The sequence below is a fragment of the Knoellia tibetensis genome (assembly GCF_048606415.1).
GTDB lineage: Bacteria > Actinomycetota > Actinomycetes > Actinomycetales > Dermatophilaceae > Knoellia > Knoellia tibetensis.
The window spans coordinates 145,022-158,855 of sequence record NZ_JBMBWF010000003.1 but is presented as its reverse complement, the minus strand read 5'-3'; the positions used below and the strand labels follow the sequence as shown (position 1 = coordinate 158,855).

Here is a 13,834-nt window from a genome sequence, read left to right as displayed (position 1 = left end):
CCGAAGAGCCAGTGATACCCCCTTGGGGTATGGTGTAATTGGCAACACTACGGTTTCTGGTACCGTCATTCTAGGTTCGAGTCCTGGTACCCCAGCTTGGTCAATGTCCCTGTGGCACAGGCCGATTCGGAAGATCTGCTGTTCTGCGGTAGGCTTCCACCCGCTGTCCGGCTCGTGCCGAGCAGCAGCTAGGGCCCCGTTGTGTAGCGGCCTAGCACGCCGCCCTCTCAAGGCGGTAGCGCGGGTTCGAATCCCGTCGGGGCTACTCGCACCGAAGTCCCCGCCACCTCCACGGTGGCGGGGACTTCTGCGTTGTGGGTCGTGGGGGCGTATGCCGTCAGGCCGAGTGCTGCTCCTCTGCCTGCTTGGCGTGACGGGCGAGGACCTCGGTGAGCTTGTTGGCGCCGGCGATGACCGTGGCGGCGTGCAGGCGACCGGGCTGGCGCGAGAGGCGCTCGATGGGGCCGGAGATCGACACGGCGGCGATGACGCGACCGGAGGGGGAGCGGACCGGGGCCGACACCGAGGCCACGCCCGGCTCGCGCTCGCCGACGCTCTGGGACCAGCCGCGACGCCGAACGCCCGAGAGGGTCGTCGCGTTGAAGGCTGCCCCCTGGAGGCCGCGGTGGAGGCGGTCGGGCTCCTCCCACGCGAGCAGCACCTGGGCCGCCGAGCCGGCGAGCATCGTCAGGCTCGCGCCGATCGGGATGGAGTCGCGCAGGCCGACCGGCCGCTCCGCCGCGGAGACGCAGATGCGGTGGTCGCCCTGACGGCGGAAGAGCTGCGCGCTCTCGTTGGTGTGGTCGCGCAGCGCGCCGAGCACGGGGCCCGCCGCCGCGAGCAGGCGGTCCTCGCCGGCCGCGGCGGCGAGCTCGCCGAGGCGGGGGCCGAGGACGAAGCGGCCCTGCATGTCGCGGCCGACGAGCCGGTGGTGCTCGAGGGCGACGGCGAGGCGGTGGGCCGTCGGGCGGGCCAGGCCGGTGGCCGTGACGAGCTGCGCGAGGGTCGATGGGCCGGCCTCGAGGGCGCTCAGGACGATGGCTGCCTTGTCGAGAACGCCGACCCCACTGGTGTTGTCCATGTCTTGATATTGCCGTCCCAAGCGGTGAGACGCAAGTTCCACGTTCCGGACGGCGTGCCAACCTCGGTCTGAGCGACGTCGCCGACGACCCGGTCGACGACGTCCCGTTCTCGTCTCGTGGAGGTGTTTTGGTCGTGGGGAAGACCCTGGCGGAGAAGGTGTGGGACGCACACGTCGTGCGTCGTGGTGAGGGCGAGCCTGACCTGCTCTACATCGACCTGCACCTCCTGCACGAGGTGACGAGCCCGCAGGCGTTCGACGGGCTGCGGCTCTCCGAGCGTCCCGTCCGCCGCCCCGACCTCACGCTCGCCACGGAGGACCACAACGTCCCGACGACCCCCGGTCCGATCTCGGACCCGGTGAGCCTCACCCAGGTCCAGACCCTGCGTCGCAACTGCGACGAGTTCGGCATCAAGCTCTATCCCATGGGAGATGCCGAGCAGGGCATCGTCCACGTCGTCGGCCCCCAGCTCGGGCTCACCCAGCCGGGCATGACCGTGGTCTGCGGCGACAGCCACACCTCGACACACGGCGCGTTCGGCGCGCTGGCCTTCGGCATCGGCACCTCCGAGGTCGAGCACGTGCTCGCCACGCAGACGCTGCCGCTCAAGCCCTTCCGCACGATGGCCGTCACCGTCGAGGGCGAGCTGCCCGCCGGGGTGACGTCGAAGGACATCGTCCTCGCTGTCATCGCGAAGATCGGCACCGGCGGTGGCCAGGGCTACGTCCTCGAGTACCGCGGCAGCGCCATCCGGTCGCTGTCGATGGAGGCCCGGATGACGGTGTGCAACATGTCGATCGAGGCCGGTGCCCGCGCCGGCATGATCGCGCCGGACGAGACGACCTTCGCCTACCTCGAGGGCCGTGACCACGCGCCCCGTGGCGAGGACTGGGACGCGGCGGTCGCCGCCTGGCGCGATCTGCACAGCGACGACGACGCGGAGTTCGACGCGGAGGTCGTGCTCGACGCCGCCTCGCTCACGCCGTTCGTCACGTGGGGCACCAACCCGGGCCAGGGGGTGCCGCTTGGGGACGCCGTGCCGGACCCGGCGCAGATGGAGGACTCCGAGCGGCACGCGGCCGAGCGGGCGCTCGAGTACATGGGGCTCGTCGCCGGGACCCCCCTGCGCGACATCGCCGTCGACACCGTCTTCGTCGGGTCGTGCACCAACGGGCGGATCGAGGACCTGCGCGCCGCCGCCGAGGTCGTCAAGGGCCGCCGCGTCGCCGACGGTGTCCGGATGCTCGTCGTGCCGGGCTCGGCGCGGGTGCGGCTCGAGGCCGAGGCCGAGGGGCTCGACGCGGTCTTCACCGAGGCCGGGGCCGAGTGGCGCCTGCCGGGGTGCTCGATGTGCCTCGCGATGAACCCCGACAAGCTCGCGCCGGGTGAGCGCAGCGCGTCGACCTCCAACCGCAACTTCGAGGGCCGGCAGGGCAAGGGTGGCCGCACCCACCTCGTCAGCCCGCTCGTCGCCGCCGCCACCGCGGTGCGTGGCACCCTCTCCAGCCCGTCCGACCTCGAGCCCGTCGCCTCCGACCTGCTCGCGACCCAGGAGGCCTGAGATGGAAGCCTTCACGACCCACACCGGCATCGGCGTCCCGCTACGCCGCAGCAACGTCGACACCGACCAGATCATCCCCGCCGAGTACCTCAAGCGGGTCACGAAGTCAGGCTTCGAGGACGGCCTCTTCGCGGCGTGGCGCACCGACGAGACCTTCGTCCTCAACGACCCCACGTATGCCGCCGGGTCGGTCCTCGTCGCCGGTCCCGACTTCGGGACGGGCAGCTCGCGCGAGCACGCCGTGTGGGCCCTCATGAACTACGGCTTCCGGGTCGTCATCTCCTCGCGCTTCGCCGACATCTTCCGCGGCAACAGCAGCAAGTCGGGCCTGCTCGCCGCACAGTGCAGCCAGGACGACGTCGAGCTGTTGTGGAAGCTCCTCGAGAACGAGCCCGGCACCTCCGTCACCGTCGACCTCGAGTCGCGGACCGTGACGGCGGGAGACCTCACCGCCGCGTTCCAGGTCGACGACTACGCCCGCTGGCGCCTCCTCGAGGGTCTCGACGACATCTCGCTCACGCTGCGTCACGAAGGTGACATCACGGCATACGAGCGCACGCGACCGGCCTGGAAGCCCGTCACGCTCTGAGTCCCTCGGTCCGACACGCCGTGTGCGCGTGGGGAGTTGACGCCGACTGCGGCGCCGGCGGGGTGTGACTCGTGTGACTGGTGGGACTCCAGGGTCACGATCGGCGGTGAGCCGGGCCAGGGCTCCGTACCGACCCGTCGTGCCCAGTTCGCTTGTGTGGCAGGGCTTTTCGTGCATTCTCGTCGCGCCGACCGCTGGGACGGACCTCGTACGGGCTCGTTCGGCCCTGAGTGCACCGCCTTTCCAAAGCCCTTGTGGGACAACGGAAACGGCTCCGAGGGTGGTGGACGTGCCCCCTGAGCAGGCATAACGTCGTCGGCAGGTCAGGGAACCGCCTGGTCACACGCACATCGTCGGGTCGTCCGGCGGCACACACGATGGAGTCACAGTGAACAAGGGAGAACTCGTCCGGGAGCTCGAGAAGCGTCTCGGCAGCCGCAAGGCAGCGACCGAGGCCCTCGACGCGGTCCTCGACACGATCGTCCGCGAGATCACCAAGGGCGGCAAGGTCGGCATCACCGGCTTCGGCACCTTCGACCGGGTCGAGCGCGCCGCGCGCACCGGCCGCAACCCCCACTCGGGCGCGAGCGTCCGGATCCCGAAGGCCAAGGCTCCCCGCTTCCGCGCGGGCGCCGCCTTCAAGGCCTACGTCAAGAAGCCCTCGACCCTGCCCAAGGCCTCGCCGGCGGCGCAGCGCGCGAGCGCCGGCACGGCCACCGCCGCCAAGAAGGCGACGACCGCGAAGGCCGCGGCCCCCGCCAGGAAGGCCGCGGCCACGAAGTCGACGGCGAACAAGGCCACCGCGGCCAAGGCCACCATGACCAGGAAGGCGGCGACGACGAAGGCGACCGCCACCAAGGCGGCCGCCAAGAAGACGGCGACGAAGGCCGCACCCGCCAAGACGACGGCGAAGAAGGCCACCGCCACCAAGACCGCGACGAAGGCGGTCGCGAAGAAGGCTCCCGCCACGAAGGCGGCGACCACGACCAAGGCAGCCGCCAAGAAGGCCCCGGCGAAGAAGACCGCGACCAAGACCGCCGCCAAGACCGCCGCCAAGACCGCCGCCAAGACCGCCGCCAAGACGACGGCGACCAAGGCCGCACCCGCCAAGAAGACGACGGCGAAGAAGACGACGGCCAAGAAGCGCTGAGCGGACCGAGACGTCGAGAGGGCCGGCACCCGGGCGGGTGCCGGCCCTCGCTGCTGTCCATGTCCGCAGCACCTTGCCGGGCGGTCCCGGCGCGAGGTCAGCGGATGACCTCGCCCTCCCCGATGCCGACGATCCACAGGCGCGACACCTCGATGCCCACGACCTCGACGCTCACCCGCTGGCCCGGCCGCACGTGCCGCAGGGCGCTGCCCGCGAAGACCTCGCCTGGCCACGTCACGAGGCGGCCGTCGTCGAGCAGCGCGGACCCGGAGCCGTCCTCGGCGAAGGTGTGGATGCTCGCTTGCACCCTCCGACGCTATCGCCCCAGGGCCGCGAGCGTCCGCGGACCCGGAGTGAGGTGCTCGACCGCCCAGCGCAGCGAGGCCTCGTCGTCGACGTCGTGACGCAGCCCGGGGACCTCCACGTCGAGCGGCGCGTGGCCGAGGTCGCGGTGCCTCGCGGCGCTCCCGGCCCCGAACGCGAGGGCCGGCGGACGTCCGGTCGACGTGCCCACGAGCGCCGTCCCCGTGCCCTCGGCGTCCGCGACGAAGAAGCTCGCGTGCCCTGCACCGTGCCGCAGCACGTCCATGAGCTCGGGCGCCGTGAGGGCCGGGTGGTCGCCGAGGAGGACCGCGACGTGGGCTCCCCCGCGAGCGAGTGCCTCGCGCACCCCTGCGGTGCACGCGTCGTCGAGACCGGTCCCCGGGTCGGGCACGACGACGAACCCCTGCGACAGCGCGTATGCCGTCTCGCCCGGTTCGGCGGTCACGACGACGACGTGGTCGGGCCCGACCACGGCGGCGGTGACGGCGAGGGTGTCGTGGGCGACGGCGGCGACGAGCGCGCCGTCGTCGAGACCCCTGACGTCGAGCGAGCTCCGCAACCGCGACTTCGCCGCCGGGCCGCCCTTGACGGGCACGACGACGTGCCACCGGGGCTCGGGGAGCTGCTCCATGCCTCGATCCTCTCCCGGCTGGCCTGCCTGCTCGACATCACCCCTCGCGCCGACCAAGATGTGCGCAGACCGTGCGCCTCCGACCTCCCCGGCGCGCCCGCGCAGCAGCGCGCACCCGACGGAAGGACTGCATGAGGACCGGGCCACGACACTCCCCACCGGCATACCGGTTCGCGGTGATGGTCCTGCGACCCCTCCTCATGTCCTTGACCCGGCGGGCGTGGTCCGGCGCCGAGCACCTGCCCCGTGACCGCGGGTTCGTCGCGGTGTCGAACCACATCTCTCACGTCGACCCCTTCGTCTTCGCGCACTTCCTCAACGACTCGGGGATCGTGCCGCACTTCCTCGGCAAGGTGGAGGTCTTCCGGATCCCGCTCATCGGTCTCGTGCTGCGCGGCGCCGACCAGATCCCGGTCTACCGGGAGACGGGTCAGGCCTCGGACGCCTACCGCGCCGCCGTGCAGGCCGTCGAGGACGGCAAGTGCGTCGCCATCTATCCCGAGGGCACCGTCACGCGCGAGCCCAACCTCTGGCCGATGCGCGGCAAGACCGGCGCCGCCCGGGTCGCGCTCGAGACCGGGTGCCCGGTCATCCCCGTCGCGCAGTGGGGTGCCCAGGAGGTCCTCGGCCCCTACTCGCACCGTCCGAGCGTCCTGCCCAGGCACACGATGCACGTGAGCGCGGGGGAGCCGGTCGACCTCGCCGACCTCCATGGCCGCCCCGTCACCGCAGAGGTCCTGGCCGAGGCGACCGAGCGGATCATGGTGGCCCTCACCGCGCAGCTGGAACCGCTGCGCGGCGAGACCGCTCCCGAGGGCCGCTTCGACCCGCGCAACCGCGGCATCACCGTCACCGGTCGGCCGCGAGCGGTGACCCCGAGCGAGCGTTCCGCCACGGCGAAGACGTCCGCCGCCTCACAATGGGCCGACGACACCGTCACCGACCCACCCCGTGGCGACGGTGGCGACGACACCCCCGGTATCACCACCGACGACGAGAGGGACCCCGCGTGAGCACTGCAGCGGTCTTCGGCACCGGCAGCTGGGGGACGGCCTTCGCCGCGGTCCTCGCCGACGCGGGCACGGACGTGCGCATGTGGGGGCGCCGACCCGAGGTCGTCGGCGCCATCAACGCGGGCTGCAACGACGAGTACCTCCCCGAGCTGCCCCTTCCCGAGCGCATCTCGGCGACGTCCGACCCCGAGGAAGCCGCCGCGGGCGCCGACATCGTCGTCCTCGCGGTGCCGTCGCAGACGCTGCGCGACAACCTCGGCACGTGGGGCTCGGTGCTCCCGTCAGGTGCGGCCGTCGTCTCGCTCATGAAGGGCGTGGAGCTGGGCACGACGAAGCGGATGAGCGAGGTCATCGCCGACGCCGGTGGCGTCGACCCGTCGCGCATCGTCGTCGTCTCGGGTCCCAACCTCGCCCGGGAGATCGCGGTGAAGCAGCCGGCCGCGAGCACGGTCGCCGCGTCCGACGAGACGGCCGCCCAGCAGGTCGCGGACGCCTGCGCCGCGGCCTACTTCCGGCCCTACACGAGCACCGACGTCGTCGGCACCGAGATCGCGGGCGCGACCAAGAACGTCATCGCGCTCGCCGTCGGTATGGCCGAGGGCCTCGGCATGGGCGACAACTCCAAGGCCTCGATCATCACCCGCGGGCTGGCGGAGACCACCCGGCTCGGCATGGCCCTCGGTGGCTCGCCCGCGACCTTCGCGGGACTCGCGGGCGTCGGCGACCTCATCGCGACGTGCATGTCGCCGCTGTCGCGCAACCACAGCTTCGGCGTGCGGCTCGGTCAGGGCATGACCGTCAACGAGGTCGTCGCGGTGACGAAGCAGACGGCCGAGGGCGTGAAGTCGTGCACCTCGATCCTCGACCTCGCCCGCCAGCACGGCGTCGACGTGCCGATCATCGAGCAGGTCGACGCGATGATCACCGAGGGCAAGTCCGCCCAGGACGTCGTCGGCGCGCTGCTCTCGCGCCCGCGCAAGGCCGAGACCGGCTGAGTCGGGATCACGCCGGCTGACGCCGGCTGACGCCAGGCCTCTGGGTGATGCCCTAGCGGCCCGTCGCCGTGTCGAGCGCCGAGGACAGGTCGCGCCAGAGGTCCTCGACGTCCTCGATGCCGACCGACAGCCGGAGCAGGTCGTCGGGCACGGCGTCGGGCTCACCGGGCTGGCGACGACGCCGCTCGACCTGGCTCTCGACCCCGCCGAGGCTCGTCGCGTGGACCCAGACCCGGGTCGCCGCCGACACGCGCTCGGAGGTCTCGGCGTCGCCATCGAGCTCGATGGAGACCATCGCCCCGAACCCGGGGTAGCGGACCCGCGACACGGCCGGGTGCCCGGCGAGCCGTCCCGCGAGCTCGGCCGCGTTGGCGCTCGCCCGTTCGAGCCGCACCGACAGCGTCCGCAGGCCACGCAGGGCCAGCCACGCCTCCATGGGTCCGGCGATCGCACCGTGGAGCTGGCGGTGGCGGCGCACCCGCTCGTGCAGCGCGCGGCCGGCGTCGTCGCGGCCGGTGACGACGGCGCCGAGGAGCAGGTCGCTGTGGCCGGAGAGGTACTTCGTCACCGAGTGCACGACGAGGTCTGCGCCGAGGGTGAGCGGCTGCTGGAGCAGGGGAGTGGCGAAGGTGTTGTCGACCGCGACGAGAACCCCACGCGCGCGCGCGGCGGCGGCCAGCGCCTCGACGTCGGCGACGTCGAGGAGCGGGTTCGTCGGCGACTCGAGCCAGAGCAGGGCCGCGCCGTCGAGGGAGGCGACGACCGCCTCGGTGTCCGTCACGTCGACCTGGGTGACGACGACCTCCCCGGCCTCGGAGCGGTCCGCGAGCGTGACGAGCGTGCCGTTGTAGGCCGCGGTCGGCACGACCACTCGACCGCCGTGCGGCACGAGCGAGAGGGCTGCCGCCACCGCGGCCATCCCCGAGGCGAAGACGAGCGCGTCACCGCCCTCCAGCGAGCCGAGCGCCTCCTCGAACGCCGACCATGTGGGGTTGGCGACGCGGGCATAGCTCGCCGCCCCGTCCGCGTGGTAGGTCGACGTCATCGTGAGCGGGGCGCCCACCTGCTCGCCGGGCTCGCGCGCCACCCGGCCGAGCGCGACGAGGCGGGTGGCGGGGCTGAGGTCGTCGTGGTCCACGGACGCGAGCGTATGCCGGGTGCTCGCCTCCCCGGGATAGGGTCTCTCGCGATGGACACCGACTCCCAGACCCCGGACCCTGCCCCCGAGTCCCGCCGCCTGCGGGTCGCCCTCGTCTTCGGTGGCCGCTCCTCGGAGCACGCCGTGTCCTGCGCGACCGCGGCGAGCGTCATGTCGGCTCTCGACCCGGAGCGCTATGAGGTCATCCCGATCGGCATCGCCAAGGACGGCAGCTGGGTGCTCGCGCCGGAGGACCCCGAGCGGCTGCGCCTCGCGCCCGGTCACGTCCCCGAGGTCGACCCCAGCGGTCCCGCGGTCCTCGTGCCGACGAGCATGTCCGCCCGCCACCTCATCGTCCAGGAGCCCGGCGCCGCTCCCCGTGAGCTGAGCGACGTCGACGTCGTCTTCCCGCTGCTCCACGGACCCTTCGGCGAGGACGGCACGATCCAGGGACTGCTCGACCTCGCCGACGTCCGCTACGTCGGGTCGGGCGTCACCGCCTCGGCCGTGATGATGGACAAGCACATGATGAAGGTCGTCTTCCAGGCGGCCGGGCTGCCGGTCGGCCCCTACGTCGTCATCACCGACCGGCAGTGGCGCCGCGACCCCGAGGCCGCGCTCGACGCCGTGGGCGCCCTCGACTTCCCGGTCTTCGTCAAGCCGGCCCGCGCCGGCTCGAGCATGGGCATCAGCAAGGTCGACTCGCCCGACGGGCTGCGCGAGGCCGTCGAGGCCGCCCGCGAGCACGACCCCAAGGTCGTCGTCGAGCAGGGCATCGCCGGCCGCGAGATCGAGTGCGGCGTGCTCGACGGACACGGCACCGACGCGCCCCGGACGAGCCCGCTCGGCGAGGCCATCGTCGTCAAGGGGCACGCGTTCTACGACTTCGAGGCGAAGTACCTGGCGGACGACGACATCCGGCTCGAGTCACCGGCCGACGTCTCGCCCGAGGTCGCCGAGCAGGTCGCGCAGCTGGCGCTCATCGCCTTTGAGGCCGCGGGCTGCGAGGGTCTCGCCCGTTGCGACTTCTTCCTCACCGAGTCGGGCGAGCTCCTCATCAACGAGATCAACACGATGCCGGGCTTCACCCCCAGCTCGATGTACCCCCGCATGTGGGCGGCCGCGGGTCTCAGCTACCCCGAGCTCGTCGACGAGCTCATCGCGCTCGCGATGGAGCGCCGCGTCGGCCTGCGCTGAGAAGGGGCTGGTCAGCGGCAGGCCAGGCCGTTGGTCGGCAGCCTCTCGGCCGCGGCGCTGAAGGCCGGCAGGAGCAGCGGCTCGGGGGCGTAGGCCTTGGGCACGAGCACCTCGATCGCCGGGTCGCGCCCGAACGTCGTGAAGCGGGTGCCGTCGCTCAGCCGCTGGGCCACCCAGCCCAGCCCGTCGACCTCGATGCAGTCGTCGGTCGTCGGCCCGAGTGCGGGGACCCCGCAGCGGGCGATGACCGGAGGGTCCCCGTATGCCGTCCCCGCGCCCTCGTCGGACACCTCGCGTCGCGGGTGGTCGCCGACCTCGGCGGGCCACGCGGAGGCGGCGGCACGGCATACGTCGCCGTTCGCGAGGGGAGCGGGCGCGACCTCGACGGCGGAGGAGCAACCCGACAGCATGACGACGGCGGTGGCGCCGAGCGCCACCGCCGTCGTCGAACGCTTCCGCGAAAGCACGGTCAGACGTGCACCACCGTGCAGGTGAGGGTGCGCGTGATGCCCTCGACCTCCTGGATCTTGGCGATGACGAGCTTGCCCAGCTCGTCGACCGTCTCGGCCTCGACGCGCGCGATGCAGTCGTAGGGCCCGGTGACGTCCTCGGCGAGCGCCACTCCCGGGATCGCCGCGATCGCCTCGGCCACGGCGGCCGCGCGACCGACCTCGGTCTGGATCAGGATGTAGGCCTGGACCACTGGATGCCACCTCACTGTCATGGGAGCGTCGCCGCTCCGGGGATGTCGTTGTCGTCCTGCGACCGTCGCCGGGGCGACGGTGACTGCACGGTACCGTGCCGGGAGTTCACGCGTCTCGGGTGCTCAGGAGGTGGCGGTGTGGTCGCGGACACGACGATCGGCTCGGTGAGCGAGTCCGGCCTGCTCGGGCGGATCCTGCCCCTCTTCGCGTCGAGCCCGCACGCCGCCTCGGGCGTCGTCGTGCCGCCCGGCGACGACGCGGCGGTCCTGTCCACCGGCGCCTCGGTCGTCGTCACCACCGACACGATGGTCCGCGGCCGCGATTGGCGCGACGACTGGTCGACCGGCCACGACGTCGGCACCAAGGTCGTGGCGCAGAACGTCGCCGACGTCGCGGCGATGGGGGCCGTGCCGACCGGGCTGCTCGTCTCGGTCGCCGCGGACCCGGACACCGAGATCGACTGGGTCCTCGACCTCACGCGCGGGATCGCCGACGCCGCCGAGAACGCCGGGTGCCCCGTCGTCGGCGGCGACCTGTCGTCGGCGCCGGCGGGGGTCGTCGTCGTGGCGGTCACCGCGTTCGGAGACCTCGAGGGCCGTCCGCCGGTGCTGCGCTCGGGCGCGCGTCCCGGAGACGTCGTCGCCGTCTGCGGCTCGCTCGGGTGGTCCGGCGCCGGTCTCGCACTGTATGCCGGGGGAGCGGAGGACCCGATGGCGGACCCCGCCCACAGCCGTCCGCTCGCCCGGGTCGACGCCGCCGCCTCACTGCTCATGTGGTTCCACCGGACGCCGTGGCCGCCCCTCGAGGCCGGTGTCGCGGCCGCAGTGGCCGGGGCGACGTCGATGATCGACGTCTCCGACGGGCTCGTCCGCGACGGCGGCCGGATCGCCGCCGCGAGCGGGGTCGAGCTCGCGCTCGACGAGGAGGTCCTGCGGGGGGAGTTCCTCGCCGGGCCGGTCGAGCTCGCCCTGGGCGCGGAGGCCGGGTGGCGCGAGGTGCTCTCGGGCGGCGAGGAGCACTCGCTGCTCGCGACCTTCCCCGAGGGTGGCGTGCCCGACGACCGGCACGCGCCCTGGACCCTCGTCGGCCGGGTCGTCGAGGCCGGCGCCGAGGGGCCGCGGCTCACCGTCGGTGGAGCCGTGCCGAGCGTGACCGGCTGGGACCACTTCGCCGGCTGACCGGCATACTCGATCCGCCCCGCCCCACCCGTCCCGACTTTTCCGCCTGAAGTGGGTTGGTCGCACGTCGGGTGGGAACCGTTGTGCCGCGACGTGCGAGGTTCCCACCCGAAGGGGCGCGGGCCCGGGCTCAGACCGGTCCCGGGCATGCGAGAGGGCGCCGTCCGGAAGTCCGGAGGGCGCCCTCTCGACAGTCGAGCTAGGGGGTCAGCGCTTGACCTTGCCGGCCTTGAGGCAGGAGGTGCAGACGTTGAGACGCTTCGGGGTCACGCCCTTGTCGCCGACGAGAGCCTTCACGCGCTGGATGTTCGGGTTCCAGCGACGCTTGGTGCGGCGGTGCGAGTGCGAGATGCTGTGGCCGAAGCCGGGTCCCTTGCCGCAGACATCGCAGTTGGCAGCCACGGTGGATCTCCTTGAAGTCAGGTGTCATACGAAACGGCTGGATCGCCAGCCGTCTCAGGTCGAGGTTTTCCGGTGTCCGCCCCGGGCGGGGCTCACGCGGAACCGTCCAAGCGTAGCCGAGTTCGGGTGTGGCTCCAAAACGCGTCGGAGCCGCCCGATAGCCTGCCACCGTGCCAGCCGTCCTCGATGCCGACGCAGCCCGTCTCTGGGGTGCCCTGACGCGAGCCGCCTTCGCCGCACGGCGCACCGAGATCGACGACCTCAACGTCTTCCCCGTGCCCGACGGGGACACCGGCACCAACCTCTACCTCACGATGGACGCCGCCTTGGGCGAGGTGCGACGCGAGCACGGCGAGCGCGGCATCCTCGGCACCGCCTCACTCGTCGACGAGGCCCGCACGCTGTCGCGGGCCCTGCTCATGTCGGCGCGGGGCAACTCGGGGGTCATCGTCAGCCAGATCGTCGCCGGCGTGACCGCCGTCGTCGTCGAGGAGGGGCACACCGAGCTCGACGGCCCGGCGCTCGCGCGAGCGGTGACGCGCGGCGCCGAGATGGCCCGCGCCAGCGTCGCGCACCCGCAGGAGGGCACGATCCTCAGCGTCGCCGACGCGCTCGCGGAGGCCGCACGGCAGAGTGCCGACGGCGGTGGTGACGCGGTCGCGGTCGCCGCTGCGGCCGTCTCCGCCGCCGAGGAGGCGCTGGCCCGGACGCCCGATCAGCTGCCGTCGCTCGCGCAGGCCGGCGTCGTCGACGCCGGCGGCGCCGGGTGTCTGCTCATGGTCGAGGCCCTGCACCGCGCGCTCACCGGGGCGTGGACCGACGAGGGCACGCTCCAGCAGGCGACCGACGACCTCCTCCTCCCGCGCGCCTCGTGGCACCACACCACGCCGGCGGGGGAGGGCGGCGTCACGACTCGGCGTCCTCACGGGGAGGACCCTCTCGACGCGCTGCCCGTCGGGATCGACGGGCCGGCGTTCGAGGTGATGTTCCTGCTCGACGGCAGCGACACCGAGCGGGTGGCGCAGCTGACGGCGACCCTCGACGGGCTCGGCGACTCGCTGCTCGTCGTCGGCGGTCCCGAGCTGTGGAACGTCCACGTCCACGTCGACGACGTCGGCGCCGCGATCGAGGCCGGTATCGCGGCCGGACGACCGCACCGCGTCAAGGTCACGCACTTCGCGACGCAGGTGGCGGCCAAGGAACCGCAGAAGTTCGCGGTCGTCGCGTGCGCCGCCGGCCCCGGCATGGCCGCGATCCTCGAGGACGCCGGCGCGCGCGTCGTGCCGAGCGCACCCGGCGCCCGCGCGTCGGCCGGGCAGCTCCTCGCCGCCATCCGTGACACCGGCGCCGCCTCCGTCGTCGTGCTGCCCAACGACAAGGACACGCTCATGGCGGCCGAGGTCGCGTGCCGCGCCGCCGAGGAGGACGGCCTCGTCACCGCCATCGTCCCGGCCCGCACCGCCGTCCAGGGCCTGGCAGCGCTCGCCGTCGTCGACTTCGACCGGGGTCTGCGCGAGAACGCCATCGCCATGACCGGCGCCGCGGTCTCGACCCGGCACGGCGCCGTCTCGATCGCCTCGCGCGAGGTGCTCACCTGGGCCGGCCCCGTCGCCGTCGGCGACGTCCTCGGCATCGTCAGCGGCGACGTCGCGCTCATTGGCGACGACCTGTCCGCCACCGCCAACGAGGTGCTGGACCGGCTGCTCTCCGGCGGAGGTGAGCTTGTCACGCTCGTCTCGGGCGTCGACGCCGACGAGGCGCTCGTCGACGCGGTCGCGGCCCACCTCGCCAGGAACCACGCGGAGGTCGAGGTCGTGCGGATCGACGGCGGCCAGCAGGTCTATCCGCTGCTCCTGGGGGTGGAGTAGAC

15 protein-coding genes and 2 tRNA genes are annotated in these 13,834 nt (G+C 72.8%); 10 read left to right on the top strand and 7 right to left on the bottom strand.

All coding sequences use genetic code 11. The annotated features are described in order from the left end of the window. Positions 1-23: 23 nt before the first annotated feature. Positions 24-95 (top strand) — tRNA-Gln (locus tag ACOJV7_RS14550). Between the two features lie 97 nt (positions 96-192). Beyond that, positions 193-265 (top strand) — tRNA-Glu (locus ACOJV7_RS14545). Positions 266-337: 72 nt separating this feature from the next. On the opposite strand, the gene ACOJV7_RS14540 is transcribed toward ACOJV7_RS14545, so the two are convergent. Next, entirely contained in the window at positions 338-1,081 is a 744-nt protein-coding gene (locus ACOJV7_RS14540; protein ID WP_035951033.1) for an IclR family transcriptional regulator, read from the bottom strand. Positions 1,082-1,215: 134 nt separating this feature from the next. On the opposite strand from ACOJV7_RS14540, the gene leuC reads away from it, so the two are divergent. The 3 genes from leuC (at position 1,216) to ACOJV7_RS14525 (ending at position 4,382) form a co-directional block, all read left to right on the top strand. Beyond that, positions 1,216-2,643: a 3-isopropylmalate dehydratase large subunit gene (gene leuC, locus ACOJV7_RS14535; protein WP_420190937.1), complete on the top strand. Its 1,428-nt coding sequence runs from the start codon at positions 1,216-1,218 to the stop codon at positions 2,641-2,643. A gap of 1 nt (position 2,644) precedes the next feature. Next, the gene (gene leuD / locus ACOJV7_RS14530; protein ID WP_420190936.1) at positions 2,645-3,232 is read left to right on the top strand and encodes a 3-isopropylmalate dehydratase small subunit; all 588 of its coding nucleotides are present in this window, start codon (positions 2,645-2,647) and stop codon (positions 3,230-3,232) included. A gap of 388 nt (positions 3,233-3,620) precedes the next feature. Next, positions 3,621-4,382 carry an HU family DNA-binding protein gene (locus ACOJV7_RS14525; protein WP_420190935.1) on the top strand — a complete coding sequence of 254 codons (762 nt, stop codon included), beginning with the start codon at positions 3,621-3,623 and terminating at the stop codon, positions 4,380-4,382. 97 nt (positions 4,383-4,479) lie between these two features. Here the strand turns inward: ACOJV7_RS14525 and ACOJV7_RS14520 are convergent, their stop codons facing one another. Next, on the bottom strand, positions 4,480-4,689 hold the full coding sequence (locus ACOJV7_RS14520; protein ID WP_420190934.1) for a hypothetical protein: 210 nt from the start codon (positions 4,687-4,689) through the stop codon (positions 4,480-4,482). Positions 4,690-4,698: 9 nt separating this feature from the next. Then, the gene (locus ACOJV7_RS14515) at positions 4,699-5,337 is read right to left on the bottom strand and encodes a CofC family guanylyltransferase (protein WP_420190933.1); all 639 of its coding nucleotides are present in this window, start codon (positions 5,335-5,337) and stop codon (positions 4,699-4,701) included. A gap of 131 nt (positions 5,338-5,468) precedes the next feature. Here ACOJV7_RS14515 and ACOJV7_RS14510 point away from each other — a divergent pair, with 131 nt between their 5' ends. Together ACOJV7_RS14510 and ACOJV7_RS14505 are read left to right on the top strand one after the other, a co-directional pair. Then, positions 5,469-6,350 carry a lysophospholipid acyltransferase family protein gene (locus ACOJV7_RS14510; RefSeq protein WP_420190932.1) on the top strand — a complete coding sequence of 294 codons (882 nt, stop codon included), beginning with the start codon at positions 5,469-5,471 and terminating at the stop codon, positions 6,348-6,350. Then, entirely contained in the window at positions 6,347-7,345 is a 999-nt protein-coding gene (locus tag ACOJV7_RS14505; protein WP_420190931.1) for an NAD(P)H-dependent glycerol-3-phosphate dehydrogenase, read from the top strand. The genes ACOJV7_RS14510 and ACOJV7_RS14505 overlap by 4 nt, the downstream gene beginning before the upstream one ends. Positions 7,346-7,397: 52 nt before the next feature. Here ACOJV7_RS14505 and ACOJV7_RS14500 read toward each other — a convergent pair whose 3' ends face one another. Then, positions 7,398-8,483 carry a trans-sulfuration enzyme family protein gene (locus tag ACOJV7_RS14500; RefSeq protein WP_420190930.1) on the bottom strand — a complete coding sequence of 362 codons (1,086 nt, stop codon included), beginning with the start codon at positions 8,481-8,483 and terminating at the stop codon, positions 7,398-7,400. 51 nt (positions 8,484-8,534) lie between these two features. On the opposite strand from ACOJV7_RS14500, the gene ACOJV7_RS14495 reads away from it, so the two are divergent. Continuing rightward, entirely contained in the window at positions 8,535-9,680 is a 1,146-nt protein-coding gene (locus ACOJV7_RS14495; protein ID WP_420190929.1) for a D-alanine--D-alanine ligase family protein, read from the top strand. An 11-nt stretch (positions 9,681-9,691) separates the two neighbouring features. Here the strand turns inward: ACOJV7_RS14495 and ACOJV7_RS14490 are convergent, their stop codons facing one another. Further along, complete coding sequence (locus ACOJV7_RS14490) at positions 9,692-10,147, bottom strand: DUF3515 family protein (protein WP_420190928.1); 456 nt, start codon at positions 10,145-10,147, stop codon at positions 9,692-9,694. Between the two features lie 2 nt (positions 10,148-10,149). After that, on the bottom strand, positions 10,150-10,383 hold the full coding sequence (locus ACOJV7_RS14485) for an Lrp/AsnC ligand binding domain-containing protein (RefSeq protein ID WP_035951055.1): 234 nt from the start codon (positions 10,381-10,383) through the stop codon (positions 10,150-10,152). 138 nt (positions 10,384-10,521) lie between these two features. Between ACOJV7_RS14485 and thiL the strand changes: the two genes are divergently transcribed. Continuing rightward, entirely contained in the window at positions 10,522-11,562 is a 1,041-nt protein-coding gene (thiL, locus tag ACOJV7_RS14480) for a thiamine-phosphate kinase (protein WP_420190927.1), read from the top strand. A gap of 207 nt (positions 11,563-11,769) precedes the next feature. On the opposite strand, the gene rpmB is transcribed toward thiL, so the two are convergent. Continuing rightward, the gene (gene rpmB / locus ACOJV7_RS14475) at positions 11,770-11,964 is read right to left on the bottom strand and encodes a 50S ribosomal protein L28 (RefSeq protein ID WP_009778186.1); all 195 of its coding nucleotides are present in this window, start codon (positions 11,962-11,964) and stop codon (positions 11,770-11,772) included. Between the two features lie 170 nt (positions 11,965-12,134). On the opposite strand from rpmB, the gene ACOJV7_RS14470 reads away from it, so the two are divergent. Further along, on the top strand, positions 12,135-13,832 hold the full coding sequence (locus tag ACOJV7_RS14470; protein ID WP_420190926.1) for a DAK2 domain-containing protein: 1,698 nt from the start codon (positions 12,135-12,137) through the stop codon (positions 13,830-13,832). Positions 13,833-13,834: the final 2 nt, after the last annotated feature.

Excerpts from the sequence above, each read along its gene's own strand:
- ACOJV7_RS14540 (WP_035951033.1), bottom strand. The coding sequence starts at position 1,081 with ATGGACAACACCAGTGGGGTCGGCGTTCTCGACAAGGCAGCCATCGTC.
- leuD (WP_420190936.1), top strand. The coding sequence starts at position 2,645 with ATGGAAGCCTTCACGACCCACACCGGCATCGGCGTCCCGCTACGCCGC.
- ACOJV7_RS14515 (WP_420190933.1), bottom strand. The coding sequence starts at position 5,337 with ATGGAGCAGCTCCCCGAGCCCCGGTGGCACGTCGTCGTGCCCGTCAAG.
- ACOJV7_RS14510 (WP_420190932.1), top strand. The coding sequence starts at position 5,469 with ATGAGGACCGGGCCACGACACTCCCCACCGGCATACCGGTTCGCGGTG.
- ACOJV7_RS14495 (WP_420190929.1), top strand. The coding sequence starts at position 8,535 with ATGGACACCGACTCCCAGACCCCGGACCCTGCCCCCGAGTCCCGCCGC.